This is a genomic window from Methylophilus sp. (assembly GCF_008015755.1).
GTDB lineage: Bacteria > Pseudomonadota > Gammaproteobacteria > Burkholderiales > Methylophilaceae > Methylophilus.
This window is the reverse complement of sequence record NZ_SSGF01000018.1, coordinates 123,656-143,942: the sequence shown is the minus strand read 5'-3', so window position 1 is coordinate 143,942 and position 20,287 is coordinate 123,656. Positions and strand designations below refer to the sequence as shown.

General features: G+C 51.8%; 15 protein-coding genes. 8 read left to right on the top strand and 7 right to left on the bottom strand.

Features of this window, described 5'->3' with window-relative positions; genetic code table 11:
* The first annotated feature begins 5 nt into the window (after positions 1-5).
* Positions 6-1,358, top strand: a complete 1,353-nt coding sequence (gene glmM / locus E6Q52_RS08030; RefSeq protein WP_292820890.1) for a phosphoglucosamine mutase — start codon at positions 6-8, stop codon at positions 1,356-1,358.
* Positions 1,359-1,374: 16 nt separating this feature from the next.
* The gene (locus E6Q52_RS08025; protein WP_292820888.1) at positions 1,375-1,851 is read left to right on the top strand and encodes a hypothetical protein; all 477 of its coding nucleotides are present in this window, start codon (positions 1,375-1,377) and stop codon (positions 1,849-1,851) included.
* Between the two features lie 51 nt (positions 1,852-1,902).
* Here the strand turns inward: E6Q52_RS08025 and E6Q52_RS08020 are convergent, their stop codons facing one another.
* The 5 genes from E6Q52_RS08020 to E6Q52_RS08000 form a co-directional block, all read right to left on the bottom strand.
* Complete coding sequence (locus E6Q52_RS08020) at positions 1,903-2,778, bottom strand: mechanosensitive ion channel family protein (RefSeq protein ID WP_292820886.1); 876 nt, start codon at positions 2,776-2,778, stop codon at positions 1,903-1,905.
* 22 nt (positions 2,779-2,800) lie between these two features.
* Complete coding sequence (locus E6Q52_RS08015; RefSeq protein WP_292820884.1) at positions 2,801-4,753, bottom strand: alpha-amylase family protein; 1,953 nt, start codon at positions 4,751-4,753, stop codon at positions 2,801-2,803.
* Positions 4,754-4,776: 23 nt separating this feature from the next.
* Positions 4,777-6,963: an HAD-IIB family hydrolase gene (locus E6Q52_RS08010; RefSeq protein WP_292820882.1), complete on the bottom strand. Its 2,187-nt coding sequence runs from the start codon at positions 6,961-6,963 to the stop codon at positions 4,777-4,779.
* Between the two features lie 309 nt (positions 6,964-7,272).
* A complete protein-coding gene (locus tag E6Q52_RS08005) occupies positions 7,273-7,827 on the bottom strand; it encodes a flavin reductase family protein (RefSeq protein ID WP_292820880.1) in 555 nt (184 codons plus the stop codon).
* Positions 7,828-7,835: 8 nt separating this feature from the next.
* Positions 7,836-9,617, bottom strand: a complete 1,782-nt coding sequence (locus E6Q52_RS08000) for a glutamine--tRNA ligase/YqeY domain fusion protein (protein ID WP_292820878.1) — start codon at positions 9,615-9,617, stop codon at positions 7,836-7,838.
* Between the two features lie 166 nt (positions 9,618-9,783).
* Here E6Q52_RS08000 and E6Q52_RS07995 point away from each other — a divergent pair, with 166 nt between their 5' ends.
* From E6Q52_RS07995 to E6Q52_RS07985, 3 genes are read left to right on the top strand one after another with little or no spacing between them, the layout of a single operon-like run.
* Positions 9,784-10,773, top strand: a complete 990-nt coding sequence (locus tag E6Q52_RS07995; RefSeq protein WP_292820876.1) for a biotin--[acetyl-CoA-carboxylase] ligase — start codon at positions 9,784-9,786, stop codon at positions 10,771-10,773.
* The gene (locus tag E6Q52_RS07990; RefSeq protein WP_292820874.1) at positions 10,770-11,546 is read left to right on the top strand and encodes a type III pantothenate kinase; all 777 of its coding nucleotides are present in this window, start codon (positions 10,770-10,772) and stop codon (positions 11,544-11,546) included. The genes E6Q52_RS07995 and E6Q52_RS07990 overlap by 4 nt, the downstream gene beginning before the upstream one ends.
* 13 nt (positions 11,547-11,559) lie before the next feature.
* The gene (locus tag E6Q52_RS07985) at positions 11,560-12,396 is read left to right on the top strand and encodes an SPOR domain-containing protein (RefSeq protein WP_292820872.1); all 837 of its coding nucleotides are present in this window, start codon (positions 11,560-11,562) and stop codon (positions 12,394-12,396) included.
* Between the two features lie 62 nt (positions 12,397-12,458).
* On the opposite strand, the gene lpdA is transcribed toward E6Q52_RS07985, so the two are convergent.
* Together lpdA and E6Q52_RS07975 are read right to left on the bottom strand one after the other, a co-directional pair.
* Positions 12,459-14,228: a dihydrolipoyl dehydrogenase gene (lpdA, locus tag E6Q52_RS07980; RefSeq protein ID WP_292820870.1), complete on the bottom strand. Its 1,770-nt coding sequence runs from the start codon at positions 14,226-14,228 to the stop codon at positions 12,459-12,461.
* A gap of 78 nt (positions 14,229-14,306) precedes the next feature.
* Positions 14,307-14,777, bottom strand: coding sequence for a hypothetical protein (locus E6Q52_RS07975; protein WP_292820868.1), 471 nt, complete (start codon positions 14,775-14,777; stop codon positions 14,307-14,309).
* 216 nt (positions 14,778-14,993) lie between these two features.
* On the opposite strand from E6Q52_RS07975, the gene E6Q52_RS07970 reads away from it, so the two are divergent.
* The 3 genes from E6Q52_RS07970 to E6Q52_RS07960 are packed head-to-tail and all read left to right on the top strand — an operon-like array spanning position 14,994 to position 20,282.
* Positions 14,994-16,562 (top strand): hypothetical protein, encoded by a 1,569-nt coding sequence (locus tag E6Q52_RS07970; protein ID WP_292820866.1) that lies wholly within the window; start codon positions 14,994-14,996, stop codon positions 16,560-16,562.
* A gap of 43 nt (positions 16,563-16,605) precedes the next feature.
* Complete coding sequence (locus tag E6Q52_RS07965; RefSeq protein WP_292820864.1) at positions 16,606-19,167, top strand: glycosyltransferase; 2,562 nt, start codon at positions 16,606-16,608, stop codon at positions 19,165-19,167.
* Positions 19,140-20,282 carry a PA0069 family radical SAM protein gene (locus tag E6Q52_RS07960; protein ID WP_292820862.1) on the top strand — a complete coding sequence of 381 codons (1,143 nt, stop codon included), beginning with the start codon at positions 19,140-19,142 and terminating at the stop codon, positions 20,280-20,282. Before E6Q52_RS07965 ends, E6Q52_RS07960 begins: the two co-directional genes overlap by 28 nt.
* Positions 20,283-20,287 lie beyond the last annotated feature (5 nt).

Sequence of the window (20,287 nt, the reverse complement as noted above, 5' to 3'; positions counted from 1 at the left end):
GAGCGATGAGTAAACAGTATTTTGGCACCGATGGTATTCGAGGCCGTGTCGGTGAGTCAGTGATTACGCCTGAGTTTGTCATGAAGCTGGGCTATGCCGCCGGGCGGGTGTTGGCTAGCCACGAGCATTTGCCTGCCGGCAAGCGCCCGACAGTGCTCATTGGTAAAGATACGCGTATTTCTGGCTATATGCTGGAAGCTTCGCTGGAGGCCGGTTTGTCAGCCGCCGGTGTCGATGTGTTACTCACCGGCCCGATGCCCACGCCTGCCGTTGCCTATCTAACGCGTGCCTTGCGTGCGCAGGCGGGCATTGTGATCTCGGCTTCCCATAATCCGTATTACGATAACGGTATTAAATTCTTCTCTGCGCAAGGCACCAAGTTGCCAGATGACATTGAGCATGCAATAGAAGCCGCGCTGGCGCAACCCATGCAGGTGATGGAGTCCGCGCAACTAGGCAAAGCCAAACGTGTCGATGATGCCGCTGGCCGCTATGTGGAATTCTGTAAAAGTACCTTTCCTAACCATCTCGACTTGCGTGGCCTAAAAATCGTGCTCGATTGTGCACATGGAGCGACTTACCATGTGGCGCCCCCCGTGTTTCATGAGTTGGGTGCCGATGTGATTGCTATTGGCAACCAGCCGGATGGCCTCAATATTAATGAAGGCGTAGGATCCACACATCCGCAGGCGCTGCAAAAAGCGGTGGTTGAGCATCAGGCTGACCTTGGTATTGCCTTTGATGGTGATGGCGACCGTGTGATGATGGTGGATGGTGCAGGCAATCTACTTGATGGTGACCAATTGCTGTATATCATCGCCATGGGCTTGTATGCTAAAGGTAAGCTCAAGGGCGGGGTGGCAGGCACGCTGATGACCAATCTGGCACTGGAGCATGCGCTGCAAAAACACCAGATTCCATTTGGCCGTGCCAAAGTGGGCGATCGCTATGTGCTGGAGTTGTTACAGGACAAAAACTGGAAACTGGGTGGTGAAAATTCTGGCCATATTCTCACCCTGGATAAACACACCAGTGGCGATGCCATAATTGCGGCGTTACAAGTGCTGCAATCGGTACGCGAGAGTGGTAAAACGCTACAGCAACTGGGCGCAGATTTAACCCTCTATCCACAAGTGCTGATTAACGTTACTACCAAACAGAAGCTGGATCTCAACCAAGAGGCAGTACAAACCGCCGTTAAACAGGCTGAAGTAGCGCTCAATGGCGAAGGCCGCGTGCTGTTACGTGCGTCTGGCACTGAGCCCAAAATCCGTGTCATGGTCGAAGGCTTGAATCCGAGCTTGGTGCAAGCGCAGGCCGAGCAACTCGCCGAGGTCATCCGCCAATTAGCCGCTTAATTTAAAGGAGACAGGCATGGACACCTTTAGTCACGCGTTATGGGGTTATGGCCTGTTTGGCTTTCGCAAATACCCTAAATTTGCTGCGCTCATGGGGGCCATGCCTGATCTGATTTCTTTCGGCGCGTTGCTATTGCTGCGCGTGATTGAAGGTAATTACAGTGTCGGCAAACCAGCGCTGGTGACCTTGCCGGCTTGGATTTATCCGGCTTACACCGTTGGCCACAGTTTTGTGATTGCGTTTGCCGTGATTGGCCTGGTGGCCGTGTGGCGTAAAGATCTCGCTTTTGCCATGCTGGCCTGGCCGTTTCATATCACGCTGGATTTTCCTTTCCATAGCCTGCAATATTTTGCCACGCCGATGTTCTGGCCGATTTCAGACTTTAAAGTTGACGGTATCCCCTGGTCACATTGGTATATCTGGTGGCCGAATGTGGCAGGTATCATTATTCTGCTGGCTTATCGTTACAGGCAGAAACGGCAGGCTTCTTAGCAATAAAAAAGCGGGCCCTGTAACGGAAGATCAATAGTGCCCGCTTTTTTATTAAGCCGCCAGCGGCTCGGCTGTTGGGCCTTGATACACCGTGAGGTGTGGGAACGGAATTTCAATCTGCTGCGCATCGAATGCGTTTTTAATCCGTTTGAGATATTCGCGCTTGATGGTCCATTGTTCTAATGGCCGTACTTTCATGCGGCAACGAATAATCACCGCAGATTCTGCCAGGTTATCCACACCGGCAATCTCCAGTGTATCCAGCACTTTGTCTCGCAGCTGTGCGTCTTGCAGAATGCTGGCGCCGACCTCGTGCATGATTTGCATGACTTTGGCGATATTTTCGTCATAAGCGACGCGGATATCCATTACCGCATAGGCAAAATCGCGTGAGCGGTTGGTGACGGTGGTGATCTGGCCGTTGGGCACATAATGCACATTGCCTTCATAATCGCGCATCTTGATATAACGCAGCGTAATTTCCTCCACCAACCCAGCCTTATCGGCAATCTCGACCACATCATCCTTGCGGATCTGGTTCTCAAGCAGCAAAAAGAAACCATTAAAGTAATCCTTGACCAGACTTTGCGCGCCAAAACCAACCGCCACACCGACAACCCCCGCAGCGGCTAAGACTGGCGCGATGGATATGCCCAATTCGTGCAGAATTTCTACCACCGTGATTGCCATAATGACCGTGGTGACGATGTAGCGCAGCACCATGCTCAAGGTATTCATGCGCTTGATTTCTTCTATATTTGAATCCGCATGGCCGATAAGGTGGTCTCGCAAACGCGTGATGAGTTTTTTGGTCAATCTATTCAAAAAATAGGCGACCCCGACAATTAGAAAAATTCTGAGTAAGGTTTTAACCAGCACAAACGCTTCGCTGGTATTTTCCATGCCAATGTATGAGAGCCAAGACATAAGATTAAGTATCCTTTCTTATTTAAATTGATAACCAATATGCAGTGAGTTTGGGGATAACGATGCCCGCTGGGGTGAGCGGGATCGACTGGCCACTGCACAGGTCGGTGACCGTGGTTTGTTTAAGCCAGCCTTTTTGTTGAAACGCCTGCGTGGGAATGCAATGGGCTTGTACGTCAAAATTCGCAATCACGAGTACCCTGGCATGCATGCCGGTGGCAACTTCGCGGCTAAAGGCGATGACGTGAGGATTATCCAAAGCAATCAACGCGCGGTTGTTCAAATCGGCAAAGGCCGAAATCTCTTTACGCACAGCAATTAACTGTTTAATCGCGCTGAATATGCGCTGCTCCACCGTGCCTTTTTGTTGCCGTTTATCCATCTGCGCCCAGTCAAGTGTTGGCCGGTGCACCCAGCGATTGTCATTCATTTTCGAGGAGTCGATCAGATAAGCATCATCATTGAGTGTGCCTACTGCGTCGCCGTAATACAGCAAAGGCATGCCGCCAAAGGCCATGATAAAGTTATGCAGCAAGCTGATGGTGGCGATGGCATCGTCAATGGCTGACGCGTCCTGCTTGGCCAGCGCGGTTTCCAACCCGGCCAGCGACGCCAGCGCACCAGAAATTCTGGCGTCACCGGTTTTTTTATTGACGCCAAAAGCGAATCCTTTGGCGTTTGAGTCTTCATAGTGGCCGGTGTAATAATCAACCAGAAAGCGTCGGTGCGACACCGGGTCAAAACCGGCGGCTATGATAGATTCATCACTGAATCCGAGCCCGATGTCATCATGACAGCGAACATAGTTGAGCCAGGTCGCCCGGTCTAGTTTTTCAGGCAGGCCTTCAATGCCTTTATACAGTAATTGGGTTTGTTTGGTGGCCACGGCATCCCAAAGCAAAGCCATCAGCGTCGCGTTGTAGGCAATTTCACACTCTTTAGCGTTCACGGCATCCTCGCCGAAATATTTGATAATTTCGGTAGGCGAAACAATCGCTTCCGCGATGAATAACACACTGGGCGCGACCACCTGGCAACAGTCTTTGAGTAATTGCAGAATCAGATGCGCTTCACGTTCGTTTTGGCAGCTGCTGCCCATCTTTTTCCACAGAAAGGCGACGGCATCCAGTCGCAGGATATCCACGCCCTTATTTGCCCAAAACAGAATCACATCGAGTATTTCGATTAATACCGCTGGATTGCTGTAATTGAGATCCCACTGATAATGGTTGAATACCGTCATCACCCATTTCTGCGTTTCTGCATTGAAGGTAAAACTCCCTGGCGCCTGTTCAGGGAACACTTCTGGCATGGTGCTTTCATAGATGTCTGGCAATGTTCGATCATCGAACATATAGTAGTAGTCCTGATAAGTCGCATCGCCCTGTTTGGCTTTGATTGCCCAGGCATGCTCATCAGAGGTATGGTTAACCACGACATCCAGTGCCAGCAACATCTCGCGTTGCTGCATCAGATGAATCAATTGATCCAGGTCTTGCTCACTGCCATAGCGCGGATCAATTTTTTTATAATCGCGCACGGCGTAGCCGCCATCGTTATTGGTTTCCGGGCAATCGCAGATCGGCATGATATGCACCATATTGACGCCAAGCTCTTGCAAGTAAGCCAGCTTTGTTTGCATGTGAGACAGTGTTCCGGCAAAGCCATCACAATACAGCGCCATGCCTACCCATTTCTGGTGCATAAACCATGCATGATCCTGCTCACGCGCCAAGTCCTGTGCCTTGAGTGCGGCTGAACGTTGCCCATAGCGTTCGGCCAGAACGGCGACCAGATGCGCAAGCTGTGGTTTGAAGTCTGGCCGGTGACCATAAAGATGGTGAAAGAGGGAGTAAATCGCGTAAAAGTTAGCCCCCAGACGGGTATAAAAAAATTGCCATTGTTTGTCCTGTTTGCTGGTCGACAGCTGTCGTAATGTGTCATTCAGGATGGCGTGCGATATTTGTTCGTACATACTTCATTCCAGTCAATATGAGATTAGGCCATTGCGGTTTCGGCAGGGCTGGGTACCGCTTTTCCAAATTGATAGTGCGCCATGCCCTCGAGAATGCCAAGTGCATAGCCAGCCTGGGCAAAATAGATGTTATGCTGGCCTTTCAACTCAGCAAGCTCATGGCTGTGATTGCCAACCACCACGGCCATGGTGTCGCCTGAAAGCATTTCGCTGTCATTGCCTGAATCGCCCGCCACTAAAAAGCGGTTTAACGGCAGCCCCCATTTATAGGCCAGGTAACGGATCGCATGTCCTTTAGAGGCGCGGATAGGCAGAATATCCAGAAACTCATCATGTGAATAAATCACTTGTGCGTGTAAATGCGCACGGTGCAGGTGCTGTTTGATGGCCTCTACCCCCGGCATGACGTCTGGCGTCGCCAGGTAAGAGATTTTAAACTCCCGCTGATTTTCGGCAGACTGCAAGACCAGCCCTGGAATAGTCTCAAGCGCACGCAGCACATCATCGCGCCGCCATAGATGGCGAATATGGTTGGCCCAGCCAATATCAGGGGTTTGACGCGCACCATAATGAATTTCTGAGCCGACCGAAGTAATGAGTACATCTGGAATCGGAATACGGTTTTTGCGTAAAATATCCATTGCACTTTCCAAGGGCCTGCCCGTCGCCACGCCAAAAACAGCCCCGCCAGCATTGTCTTTTAACCAATCCACCAAGCGCAGTTGGCCTTCGCGATGTCCCAGCAAGGTGTTATCAATGTCAGTGATAAACGCATAATCTGCTATCGGCATGGTAGAGACGCCGCGGTGCAGCGCAATCCGTTGCTTGCGCAGATTTTTGCGATGTTTACGCTGCAAGTGTCTGACTTCTTTGAGGTATTTAGTGACATGCCCCGCCCAGGTATAGTGACGCTTGATATTCAGTAATCCGTTGCGTGCCCATTGTTGCCAGCGTTTTTTATCACTCAACGCACTGAGCAAGCTTTCTGCAATCGCTTCACTATCCAGCGTATCGGTTAGCAGGCCATTGTGACAGTTCGACAGAATGTCACGTGGACCACCATCGTCCGGGGCGATGATAGGCAGGCCACTGGCCGCCGCTTCAAGCAGTGTTAGGCCGAATGGTTCTGTAAAGGCGGCATTGATAAAGATGCCGTGGCTTTTGGCCGCCAGACGATAAAGCTCCGGAATATCTTCTTGCGGAAAGTGTTTGGGAATCGCGACTTTGCCCCATAAATCATAGCGATCAATATCCAGCAATAATTCGTTTAATACCGTTTGCTGGGCTTTGTCGAGTTGACGAATATCTTCGCGGCTACCGGCAACCAGCACTAAATTGGCGCGCTTTTGCAACTCGGCATGACTGCCATAGGCCTCAAGCAGCCCTTTAATATTCTTGCGTACCTCAGGTCTGCAGATACATAAAATCATCGGCTTTTTCGGCTGCGCCAAAAAGCGTGAGATGCGTTGTTCAACGCTGGGGGCAATCGGCCGTCTACCGGCAGGCGAGAAGCGCTTGGTATTGGTGCCAGGCGGAATCACACGAAAGCGAGTGCCATCCACATGCGCGTACATCCCATATTGCAACTCAACCTCTTGCCTGGTGCTCGTCACAATCAGCGCCGCATCGCGCAGCAAGGCTTCTTCTTCTGCCACGCGGCGGTCAAAGTTAAATTGCTTTTCAATGGCAGACGGCTTTCTACCGCTGGAAAGCAGCCGTTCGCGTTTGGGCAAGCCCAGCGAATGGCCGGTGTGGATCAGTGGAATCCCCAGCAACATGGATAACTGTCGACCGACATAGCCCGCATCGGCATAGTGCGAATGAATCACATCAGGCAATCGACGCTGCTGACGCAAATAATGCAGGCATTTATCCACCATTTGGTCTAAATGCGGCCACAAGCTCTCTTTACGCAAGTAGCGTCTGGGGCCGCACGGTAAACGGATAATGCGGGCTTGATCACTCAAGCGCTCTTCGCTCTGCCCATACTCGGCCGAGACATGACTATCCTCGATTAAACGCGTCAATAAATCGACCCGACCTACCTGCGCATGGTTGGCAAGTGCGCGCGTCAGTTCAAGCACATAAGTACATTGACCGCCGGTATCTGCATCGATTCCGAGTTCAAGGTCTTCACCGCGGATCAGGCCGTGAACGCTGATTAACAAGACATATAATTGTTCAGATGGTTGATTTGTTTTTAAACGCATGACGCCTCCACTCAATCATCGGCGCGGTAATACAATCGCAAAAAAGCGTCGGCCAGTATTGCCACCACAAGCCATGAATTGACATGCATAGAGAACAGACTCTGTTCTCAGCTGAAAGAAAGATGCTATTGCATCAACGATTTTTTGAAGCAGAAATAGGCAGGAAATCAAGCCTACGATACTGTTTTTAATTTGTGTGCATTATATTGACATCAATTTAAAACAGAAAGTTTCAATCTTTTTGAATACACACAGGCAATAAAAAACCCTGTGTTGCGCACAGGGTTGTTAGATGCAGGCGAATGTCACTCAACAGGGTTGGCCGGTGGCAAAGAACACGCCGCCGGCAATATGATGAATCGTGCGCAAATCGTCCTGCCCCTCAAAATGCCAGCGGCCCTCAGAAAACACGCGCTCATCGGCGTGCGCCGCCACGACTTCGGCAATAAATAAATCGTACGTGTTCTGATTGTGTGGTTCTGGGATGATTTTGCACTCCAGCCAGCCAACACACCCTTTTACCAGCGGTGCGCTGATTGCCTGTGCCGCAAACGTATCAATGCCATAGTCGACAAACTTGTCCGTACCAGGCAAATCGCGGCCACTGATGCTACCAACCTGTTTCACAATCTCAATCTGTTGCACGCAAGGCAAGTTAATCGCAAATGTGCCTTCCGCTTCCATAAGCTCGCGAGTGTAGGTTTTGCTGTCGATCACGACCGTGACTTTGGCGGGGTTAAAGTCGAGTGCACAGACCCAGGCCGCCGCCATGATATTGCGCTGGCTAGTATGCGCAGACGTAATCAGGGTGGTGGGGCCGTGATTGAGGAGACGGAAAGCTTTTGAGAGGTCTACTGAGTGCATGACAACGCTTACTTCTGCCAATTATCTTTCAACGTCACTGTTCTGTTAAATACAGGTTTGCAAGCCACGCTGTCTTTACGATCAGCGACAAAATAGCCGTGGCGTTCAAACTGGTAAATATCGCCTGCTTGCGCCTCTTGTGCGCTTTGTTCGAGTTGAGCAGTGATGGTGGTGACTGAATTCGGGTTAATGTCTTCCAGGAAGTCACGGTCGCCGCTACCTGGGTGCGCGTCTTTAAACAGGCGGTCATAGAGGCGGATTTCTGCGGTGTAGGCATGTGCAGCGCTGACCCAGTGGATGTTGCCTTTGACTTTGACGCTATCTGAGCCCGGCGTGCCGGATTTAGTATCTGGCAGGTATTCACAATGCACGGTGGTGACATTGGCCGCGGCGTCTTTTTCGCAACTGATGCATTTGACCACGTAGCCATAGCGCAGGCGCACCATGTTGCCGGGGAACAAACGGAAGTAGCCTTTGCTTGGCTCTTCCATAAAGTCTTCGCGCTCTATCCACAGCTCTTTGGAAAGTTTGACCACGCGTTTGCCTAGGTCTGGTTTTTGCGGATGGTTAGGTGCGTAGCAATCCTCGTCTTGGCCTTCTGGATAGTTATCAATGATGAGTTTGATCGGATCCAGCACGCCGATTTTGCGTGGCGCGGATTCGTTGAGCACTTCGCGCATGCAGTCTTCGAGGATGCTGTAGTCAATCCAGGAGTCTGCCTTGGACACGCCGATACGATCGGTAAACAGCTTGAAGCCTTCTGGCGTATAGCCGCGACGGCGCGCACCTGCCAGGGTAGGCAAGCGTGGGTCATCCCAACCTGACACATGCTTTTCTTCCACCAGTTGGATCAGTTTGCGTTTGGAAAGCACAACGTAAGTCAGATTCAGGCGTGCAAACTCGTATTGGTAAGGCACTGGGTTGGCCAGTAAACCAGCTTCTACCAGGCGCGCCATCAGCCAGTCGTAGAACGGGCGCTGGTCTTCAAATTCGAGTGTACAGATGGAGTGGGTGATTTGCTCCAGCGCATCTTCAATTGGGTGGGCAAACGTGTACATGGGGTAAATACACCATTGGTCGCCAGTATTGTGGTGATGCGCGCGGCGGATACGGTAAATGGCCGGGTCGCGCAGATTGATATTAGGCGACGCCATGTCGATTTTTGCACGCAATAACATGCTGCCATCCGGGTGCTTACCATCCCGCATTTCACGGAAAATGCGCAGGTTGTCTTCCACGCTACGGTTGCGGAAAGGCGAATCCTTGCCTGGCTCAGTGAGGGTGCCACGGTTGATACGCACTTCTTCGGCGGTTTGCTCATCGACATAGGCATGACCATGGGTAATCAATGCTTCTGCTGCCTGGTACATCACATCAAAATAGTCTGAGGCAAAGTACAAATTCGTTTCTTTGTTGCCTGATGGTGTGGTGTTGTCCCAGCCAAAGCCTAGCCACTGCACCATGTCTGAGATGCTGTCTACGTATTCCTGGCTTTCTTTTTCCGGGTTGGTATCGTCAAAGCGCAAATGGCAGACGCCGTTATAGTCACGCGCCAGGCCAAAGTTTAAAAAGATCGATTTGGCATGGCCAATGTGTAGGTAACCATTAGGCTCGGGCGGAAAGCGCGTGCGGATTTTGGCAAAATCTACCTGGCCACCGGCTTGATGCTTGGCATCGCCGGGCGAGCCCGCCCATTTTTTGCTCGCGTATTTGTTTTCTGCGAGGTCTTTATCAATCACGGCACGGATAAAGTTGGAGGCGGCTGGAATCGTTTCTTTTTCTGTCGACATGGCGGTTCTTGAGGTTTCTAAAGTATATGTATTTTACACGCTTCGTGCTGTGCCCCAAAACCCTTAATGCACGGTATTTGAAGCCTTGATCGACCGGTAGCGCAAGGTGGATATGCTACACTGCGGGCTATGATTATGGTCTGCGACACGGTTAAAAAGTAATTCGATGAACAAACTGGCATTTCCGATATTGGCGGTATTGGCCGATGGCAAGTTTCACTCCGGTGAAGCGCTGGCGCAGCGCTTTGGCGTGACGCGGGCCACGGTATATAACGCGATTCAATCGGTGTCGACCTTAGGCATTACCGTATTTTCAGTGCGTGGACGTGGCTATCGGCTCCCCAAAGCGGTGACTTTGCTGGATGCCGATGCCATGGTGCAGGCCTGTGGCGAATATGCGCCGTGGTTTCATGTGCAGGTATTGGCGCAGGTCGATTCTACCAACCGTTATTTGATGCAAGAGAGTGCGCGCGGTGTGGCGCATGGCACTTGCGTTGCTGCACATATTCAAACCGCCGGGCGTGGTCGACGTGGCCGCCAGTGGGTCTCACAATTGGGCGGCAGTGTGACCTTTTCAGTTTTGTGGCGCTTTCAGTGTGGTGCGGCCGGCTTGTCTGGCCTGAGTTTGGTCGTGGGGTTGGCGTTGGTGCGGGCCTTGCATAGCCTGGGCTTGACCGAGGTGCAATTAAAGTGGCCTAACGATTTACTGGTACAGCATCAAGGGCAGTGGCACAAACTCGGCGGTATTTTGATTGAGTTGCAAGGCGATATGGAAGGGCCAAGCGCAGCTGTGATTGGCATTGGTCTCAATCTGGAGGTAGCGCCAGAGATGCGTGCCAGCATCGACCAGCCGGTATTAGGCCTCAATGCCTTGTCCGCGCAGGCCTTGGACCCGAACGTATTGCTTGGGCGATGCCTGAGCCAGCTTGCCATTCACTTAAACCAGTTTGCCGAACAAGGGTTTGCTTATTTTCAAGATGAGTGGACGGCGGCGCATGCGTTTCATCAGCAGCCAGTCAATTTGTTGTTGGCCAATGGCCAGACCATTCCTGGTCAAGTGCTGGGCGTGGCCGAAGAGGGCAGTTTGTTAGTCGAAACCGCTACTGGTCAGCAACGGTTTAATGCTGGTGAAATCAGTGTGCGGAGTGCGGCATGAAGCTGTTAATTGATGCGGGCAATACACGTACCAAATGGGCCTGGTGCCCAGATCAGTTGCAGCAGGATGCTGCATGGCAAGTGCATGCTTTAACGCATCAGCAATGGCTGCAAGGCGATGCGGATGCGCAACGTTTGTTGCAGGCGATCGCGCAGGCTAAACAAGTTTGGCTAAGCAATGTGGCCGGTGCGCATTGGTTGCAGCTATTGCCTGCGTTGGCACAGCCCCTGTACTTGATTCAGTCCAGCGCTTCTGCGCTAGGTGTGAAAAATAGCTATCACCAGCCAGCACAGCTGGGTAGTGACCGTTGGTGCAGTGTACTCGCCGTGTGGCAGCTGTTTGGCCAGTCAGCGCTGGTAGTGACCGCAGGCACGGCGATGACCATGGATGCCTTGCTGGCATCAGGCACCGGGGCGGTTTTTGCTGGCGGCAGCATTCAGCCTGGATTACGCTTGATGTGGCAAAGTTTGCAACAGGGCGCTGCACAACTGGATTATGCGTATCCGCCTGAAAATACTGAAGTGCAAGACTTTGCGCAAGACAGCCAGCAAGCCATATGGCAGGGGTGTGTGCATGCCCTGGCGGCTTCTGTTGCGGCACAATTTGAGCGCCTGTTGCACAGAGCCGAGTCGCCGCCTTTGTTAATATTGAATGGCGGCGATGCGGCTTTATTGCACAGATATTTGCCGGATAGATTGTCAGCACAAGCGATTATTGTGGATAATCTGGTGTTAAAGGGGTTGGCCTGCTTGGCTGAACATACAGACAAATGAAAAGTACACAACAATGAAAAGACTATTCTGGATATTGCTGTTAGCCAACGTGGCGGTGTTTGCTTATTTTAAGCATGACGCATCGTTGTCAGCCATCAGCAACCTCAAGCCTGAGCTACATCCTGAACAAATCAAATTACTGAGTGCGCAAGCGCTGGCGACTTACCCTAAGCGCACGGTAGCCGTTGCGCCTGCGCCTGAGCCTGTTTCAGCGCCAGAGGTGGCGGTAAGCAGCTCACCTGTCATCACCCCTAATTTGTCTAAAGCAGACATTAAAGTGTCAGAAGTGAAAGCGGGGGACGCAAAACCGCTTGAAAGCAAGCCTGCCGAAAAAACAGTGGCAGAGAAAGCGCCGGTGGCCAAGCCAGCAGAAACGCATGCAGCCGTGCAAACGGCGTGTTACGAGTGGAGCGGCTTTAATATGGCGCGGGTGACTGAAGCCGCGAGTGTGGCGCAACAGATGAATATTAAAACGCAAACCAATATGACCAGCACCGGCCAGGAGAGTGTGCGCTACTGGATTTACAAGCCACCCTTGGCCAGCGCAGAAGCCGCACAGACCAAGGCAGATGAATTGCGCAAGCTGGGCGTTGAAGATTTCTTTATTGTGCAGGATGACCCTAAATGGCGTAACGCGATTTCATTTGGCGTGTTCCGCGATGAAAAACTTGCCGATAAACTGATGGCCGACCTCAAAAATAAAGGCGTGAAATTGCTGATTAAAGCGACGCGTAACGGTGGCCAGGCGGTCATTAAACTACAGCAGGTGACCCCACAGCAGTTTGCCAGTCTGCAAAAGTCACGTTCACATTTTCCTGACTCGGTATTAAAAGAAATTCCTTGTCAGTAGCTGAGAGCCCTTAAATAAAAAGCCCGCAATTGCGGGCTTTTTATTGTGCAACACCTTGAATGTTAACGTTTTTTAGGCGGTAACATATCAGTAATGGTGCCTTCTTTAAGCTCAGCTGCAAAGCAGACAGTTTCTGATAATGTCGGGTGAGCGTGTATGGTGAGGCCCAGGTCGTGTGCATCTGCGCCCATTTCAATTGCCAATACAGCCTCTGCCAACAACTCACCGGCATTGATACCGACAATGCCCGCGCCGATGACGCGATGGGTATCTTTATCAAAAATCAGTTTGGTCGCACCTTCGGTACGGGCAATGGAGATCGCGCGGCCACTGGCGGCCCAAGGGAAGCTGGCTTTGTCGATCTCAATGCCTTTGGCCTTGGCTTCTGTTTCGGTAACGCCTACCCAGGCAATTTCAGGGTCGGTGTAGGCGACAGAAGGAATCACGCTAGCGACGAATTCAACTTTATGGCCGGCAATGACTTCGGCCGCCACTTTGGCTTCATGCGTCGCTTTATGCGCCAGCATGGGTTGGCCAACAATGTCACCAATGGCAAAAATGTTAGGTACATTGGTACGCATTTGTTTGTCGACCGCAATAAAGCCGCGGTCATCGACGATGACGCCTGCGTTTTCTGCGCCGATGTTTTTACCATTGGGGCGACGGCCAATTGAGACCAGCACACGGTCGTATTTCTGTGTTTCTTTCGGTGCATTCGCGCCTTCAAAGTCCACATAAATACCATCGGCTTTGGCTTCAATTTTTGAGACTTTGGTCGACAGCATGATGCTTTCAAAGCGTTTTTCCATGCGTTTTTGCAAAGGACGGACCAAGTCACGGTCGCAGCCGGTAATCAGTCCATCCATAAACTCGACCACACTGACTTTGGTGCCCAGTGCGTCATACACGGTGCCCATTTCCAGACCGATAATGCCGCCACCAATGACCAGCATGCGTTTGGGGATGTCGGCCAGCGCCAACGCGCCGGTGGAGTCCATAATACGCTCATCTTCTGGTGCGCCTGGGAATTTTGTCGCTTGTGAACCGGCTGCAATAATGGCGTTTTCAAAACCAACCAGGGTGACTTTACCGTCGGCTGCAGTCACGGCGATCTGATTCGGGCTGGTAAATTTACCGACACCGCTTACTACTGTCACGCCACGTGCCTTGGCCATTTGCCCCAGGCCGCCGGTCAACTTGCCGACGACGTCGTTGGCTTTCCAGTTGCGCAGTTTGTCGAGGTCAATGTTTGGTTTGCCGAAACTCAGGCCGTGATGTTCAGTTTCTTCGGCTTCGGTAATGACTTTGGCCGTATGCAATAGTGCCTTGGAAGGAATACAACCGACGTTGAGGCACACCCCGCCCAGTGTTGAATAACGTTCCACCAGCACGACTTTCAGGCCAAGATCGGCGGCACGGAAGGCGGCAGTGTAACCGCCAGGGCCTGAGCCGAGGACCATCACCTGGCAAGTCAGGTCATTATTGCCTGTCGCAGCCGCTGGTGCGGGTGCTGCAGGTGCCGGTGCAGTTGTTTGGGCTGCAGGAGCAGCTTCAACGGCAGCCGCAGGTTTGGCTTCAGCGGTCGCGGCCTGGGCGCTTTCTATCACTAAAATCAGGCTGCCCTTGGCGACTTTGTCACCTACGGCCACTTTTAGTTCTTTAACCACACCAGCGTGTGAAGAAGGAATGTCCATGGAGGCTTTGTCGGACTCCACCGTGATCAGGGAGTCTTCTTTAGCAATGGTATCGCCCACTGCCACCAGCACTTCGATCACATCGACACTGTCAAAATTGCCGATATCCGGCACCATAATTTCAACTATTTGACTCATGAAAACCTTATATTCCAATTAGTTTTGCTATTTTATCACCAAAAGAACAAGTTCACTTTTGGCTTGTCGAACCTCGCACTAACGTTTGCTGGCAGGCGCGCTCACAGGGGATGTCGTCGCTGGTTTCATGGTACAGACTTCGTGGCCGTAGTTGCCGCCAGTATCGTCTGGTTCGTAGTAGTCATTTTTAAATGTCCAGCCAGTTTTACCCACCTTGCTGAATTGGCCCATGCCCGTAGAAAATTCGGCATATTTGGCATCAGAGAGTTTAAAGGTCATTGCCAGCTGTTTACCGCGAGTAATCGCTTGGCCGGTATAGCTTTGCTTGTTTTCAGTGTGTGTCGCCAGGTCATAGACGGACACTTGGGAGGTGCTGTTGCGGCGATTCTTTTTTAAATAAATGGTGACTTCATAATCACCAACGGTGATGTTGTTGCCTTTGCAAAGATATTCGCCACTGTAGTCCAGGCTAGCAACTGGCGCAGCCAACCCTGGCAGTGAAAAAGAGGAAAGTAACACGAGTGTGGTCAAGCAGGATTTAACGTTCATATGACTTCTGAGATGATTTATTTTGGCGTGAAATTGTTTAAAAGTCTGTATTTTTTGCGAGACTTTTGAATACTTTTCATCATAAGTCCAATCGCCCAATTTACCAAGTCTCTTTTGGACTATTTCTGCGGTTTTAACAGGGCTTGTAGGACGCATCTCGGTACTATTTGTGAGAGAATGCAAGCTGTTTTTTAAGTCATTCCGTTTCAGGGGATCATGTTGCAGCGTTTGTTATCTCGAATTTCACCCATCGTCTGGCTAACCCTGTTCCTGATCGGGTCTATCTTTTACCTGTGGCGCTTGCAACAACCGCAGGCGCTGGTAGAAGTGGCCGCGGAGGCGCTGCCCTTGCAATGCGTGTCGTATGCACCGTATTACAAGCCCGGTATGAACCCTACGATTAAAGACAGTTTTGTCGATCCGTTGCAGATTGAGCAAGACTTGCAGGCGCTGTCTAAAGTCACCCGTTGTGTGCGTACTTATTCTGTGGGCCAAGGTCTGGATTATGTGCCCAAGGCAGCGCAAAAGCTGGGCATGAAGGTGATTCTTGGCGTGTGGATAGGCTGGGTCGATGCACTGAACCAATCTGAATTGCAATTGGCCGTGCAGCAGGCAAATCAATACCCAGATACTGTGCGCGGCCTGGTTGTCGGCAACGAGGTGTTGTTGCGCGGTGAGCAATCTGAGCCAAAAATGCATGAATACCTGCAATGGGCAAAAGCCAATACCAAAGCGCCAGTGACCTACGCTGATGTGTGGGAGTTCTGGCTCAAGCATCCGACGCTGGAGCAGGATGTCGACTTTGTGACCGTGCATATTTTGCCTTACTGGGAAGACAAGCCAGTTGCAATAACCCAGGCAGTTGCGCACACCGCGTCTGTGATGGGGCATTTGGGCACCGTGTTTAAAAAGCCGATTCTGATTGGCGAAACCGGCTGGCCGTCACAAGGGCGTCAGCGGTTCTGGTCTCAACCAAGCGCCATCAACCAGGCGCGTTACATGCGCGAATTTTTACAAGCGGCGCAGGTGAATCATTGGCAATATAACGTGATTGAAGCAGTAGACCAGCCATGGAAGCGCGAGCTGGAGGGCACAGTTGGCGGTTACTGGGGTGTGCTGGATACCGATTTGCAGCCTAAATTTAATTTACAAGGACCGGTGGCAGAGCGCCATGATGGTTTTAAACCCTATCTGCTGGCGTTGGCACTTGCCGTGGCGGCATTAGGCTGGGGAAAATACCAACGCGTGCCTGTAAACCAAATGCTGTTGCTGGCGTTAACTGGCGCAGTGGTCGGCTTGCATGCCTATTTGCAGCTGGGCTATGTGCAACTGGCCGCACGCAACAGTGCTGAGTATGCCATGTTAGGTGGCCTGGTATTGCTGGGTTGGGCCTTGGTGTTGCTGCAACTCAGGCAATGGCTGAGCTTAGTAGCTAAGCCTGGTCTTGAGCAATCACTACTGCGCTTACTGGCGTTGGCCTTTTTGCTCACCAGTGCAGGCTTGGCTATTCAAGGTCGTTACCTGGATTTTCCGCTGATACTGGTGTGCCTGCCTTTAGTCATGATCACGATTGCGATCATCACCGCGCCAGCAGGTGCGTCGCGCCAGGCAACCATGCCTGCGATAGGGCTTTGGTTGACGGCGGTGTTGGTGTTGATTGGCACCAATATGGCGATTGCGGTGGCCATGACGGAGCCGGGCAATGTGATGGCCTGGTGGTGGTGTGCAGCCAGCGGCTTGGCACTTTTGGTGTTGCCAGCCAAAAGCCTGCAGTTAAGCCAATAAAAATTTAAATAATGACATCATTAAATGATGGAAAGAGTGAGAAGTGATCGTTTCCTGGTTTAGAAAACTGGTGCCTGGTTTGGCGTTTGCCATTCTGTTTTCGGCGCTGCATTTTGGATTGTGGGCCTTGGCTAACCGTGCCTTGCCGCTGATTAGCGTGAAGCCGGCAGTGAACGGGTTTGCCTATTCTGGCTACCGTGGCAACCAAAGTCCGCTGGAGGGGCAACACCCAAGCACCGCCGAGCTGGCGCAAGACCTGGACCTGATGCACAAGCATACGCGCCATATCCGCATGTATTCATCGCTGGATTTGAATGAAGTCGTGCCGCTGGCTGCCAGACGCAATATGAACGTGATTGCCGGTGCCTGGATTGATACCGACAACCAGAAAAATACGCGTGAAGTCTCTGCGCTGCTGGAAAAGCTGGAAAACTATAGCAATATCGACCGCGTGATTGTTGGTAACGAGGCCTTGCTGCGCAATGATTTGCCAGTGCAGTCGCTGATTGGTTACCTGGATTTTGTGCGCGAACATAGCAATGTGCCGGTATCCACAGCTGAGCCATGGCATGTGTGGCTTAAACATCCTGAACTGGTCAAACATGTAGACTATATTGCCGTACATTTGCTGCCATACCACGAAGGTGTGCCGGTTGAAAAAGCCGTGCAATACACCATCGAGCGCTACAACCAGCTGATGCAGGCCTATCCGCGCAAAAAAATCGTCATTACCGAGGTGGGCTGGCCTAGCCGTGGCCCGGCCATTGGTGCCTCTGTGGCCAGTGAAGTCAATCAGGCGCGCTTTATTCGCGAGTTTTTAGCCCGTAACTCGATTGAAGACCTCGATTTTTACCTGATGGAAGCCTTTGACCAGCCCTGGAAAGTGGCGCTGGAAGGGTGGGCTGGTGCTTATTGGGGCATGTATAACGCTGACCGTCACCAGAAGTATTCGCTGCAAGGCGCGGTGCCGCCGAATACGCGCTGGATTGCCAAAGCGACCTGGTCTAGTTTGTTGGCCTTTATTCCACTGATGTTAATTGCCTGGCGTTTCAAGCATTGGGGCATCGGCGGGGTGCTGTCGATGGCGGTGTTGTTCCAGGCCTGTATCACCACGCTGACCATCGCCTGGAATCTGCCAGGGGATTATTACTACACGCTGCGTGACTTTGTGGTGCTGATTGGCCTGATTTTAGGCATTGCGCTGACGTCTATGGTCTTAATGATTTATGCCGCCGAGTTTAGTGAGGTGATGTTTAAACCTGCCTGGCGCCGTTTGTTCAAACGTGCGCAGCCATTGCCAGCCGACCAGGAGCTGTTCGTGTCTATCCACCTGGCGTGCTATAACGAGCCGCCGGAAATGGTGATCGCCACCATTGATAGCCTGCGCAAACTCAATTACTCGCGTTATGAAGTGATTGTGGTCGATAACAACACCAAGGATGAAGCCAAGTGGAAACCGCTGGAAACCTATATGGCGACCATGCCGGATCACTTTCATTTCTACCATTTGCCTTCCTGGCCGGGCTTTAAAGCCGGTGCATTGAACTTTGCGCTGGAAAAAACACATCCGGATGCGCAAGTGGTGGGTGTGGTGGATGCCGATTACGTGGTGACCCCGGACTGGCTGTCTGATCTGGTACCGCACTTTCAGGAGTCACAAGTGGCGGTGGTGCAGGCGCCGCAAGCGCACCGCGAATGGGAGAATCATTTCTTCCACCGCATGTGTAACTGGGAGTTTGAAGGCTTTTTCCGCATTGGCATGCACCATAGACATGAACGTAATGCCTTGATTCAGCACGGCACCATGACCTTGATTCGTCGTGTGTCATTGCAAACACTGGGTGGCTGGTCAGAATGGTGTATCTGCGAAGACACGGAGTTAGGCTTGCGCTTGCTCGAGAACAATATGGAGCTACGTTACATTGATGAAACCTTTGGTCGTGGCCTGACGCCCGCCAACTTCAAGGCGCTCAAGTCGCAGCGTAACCGCTGGGCATTTGGCGCCATGCAGATTCTCAAGCACCATATGCCTAAATTGCTGGGCAAATCGTCGCTCAACTTTAGCCAGCGCTATCACTTCTTGACTGGCTGGTTCGGCTGGTTTGGGGAAGCCCTGCAACTGGTATTCACTATTGGTTCTATTGGCTGGACCATCGCCATGTTGGCGTTCCCCAAGTATTTCAGCTTGCCAGTGGTGGTGATGATTGTGCCTATCTTATGCTTCCTGGCCATCAAGGCGATTCTGGGGCCGGTGTTGTACCGCAAAACCATGCATTGCAGTTGGACGGATATTTTTGGCGCGTCTTTGGCCAGCCTAGGTTTATCGCACGCCATTGCCAGAGGTATTATCAATGGCCTGACGCATAAGGCAGGTGTATTTGTGGTGACCAACAAAACCAAAGCCAAACTGAGCAACTGGCAATTGATAGACCCGATTAAGGAAGAATTGCTGATTCTGGTGTCGCTGATTCTGTCCGCCGCCGCCATGCTGTATGCACGTGGCTTTAGCAATCTGGATGCGCAATTATGGGTATCCATGCTGGCCCTGCAATCGCTGCCATACTGGAGTGCGTTGGCATGTCAATGGATCTCAGAACGCAAGTAGATGTACAAGGGGAGTCATCCCCTTCGGTCATTGAAAGGCCGCTGCTTTACAAGGGGCGGGCGGCGCACAGTAATCAGGTCAGCCGCTTTGATCCACACACGCGGCAAGCCATAGACGACGGTTGGGGCAGCCTGGATGAAGAGGCCCCTGCATTACGCACCGAAGTGATGCAGGATGCGGCGAAAACCATCATCAATTACATCGAGTCGCCCGACCTGCCATTTGACCGCACTCTCAACCATTACCGAGGTTGTGAACATGGTTGTATTTACTGCTACGCACGTCCTACGCATGCCTATTTAGGCCTGTCGCCCGGACTGGATTTTGAGTCACGCTTATTAATGAAGCCTGATGCGGCTGAGCTGCTCAAAAAAGAGCTGGCACATGCCAAGTATCAATGTGCGCCGATTGCGTTGGGCATGAATACGGATAGCTATCAACCGATCGAGCGTGAATATCAACTCACACGGCAAATTATTCAAGTATTGGCCGAAGCCAATCATCCATTCAGCCTGGTCACCAAGTCATCGCTGGTAGAGCGCGATATAGACTTGATTGCGCCGATGGCAGCCAAAGGGCTGGCGAGTATTTACCTGAGTATTACAACGCTGGACAGACAGATTGCACGTAGGCTTGAGCCACGTGCGGCGGCCCCTGAGCGCCGCTTTGAAACCTTGCGTCGTCTGAGCGAAGCGGGCATTCCGACCGGTGTGATGGTCGCACCGGTGATCCCTGCGTTGACTGATGGCGATATGGAGCAGATTCTGACGCGCGCGCATCAAGCGGGTGCCAGTAAAGCTGGCTATGTGTTCTTGCGCTTGCCGCATGAGTTGGGCGACTTGTTTGAACAATGGTTGCAGCAATACTTTCCGCTGAAAGCCAGCCACGTGATGAGTATTGTCAAACAAAGTCGAGGTGGTAAAGCCTACCAAAGCGGCTTTGGTCAGCGTATGCGTGGGGAAGGCGTGTTTGCAGACTTATTGGCGCATCGCTTTAAACTCAGTTGCCAAAAATTGGGTATGTCAGGCGAGCGGCTGGGTTTTCGCACCGATTTATTCAAGGTGCCGGATGCCTGGCGGCAGTCTTCTAATGGTCCGCAACTCACATTGTTTTGATGGCT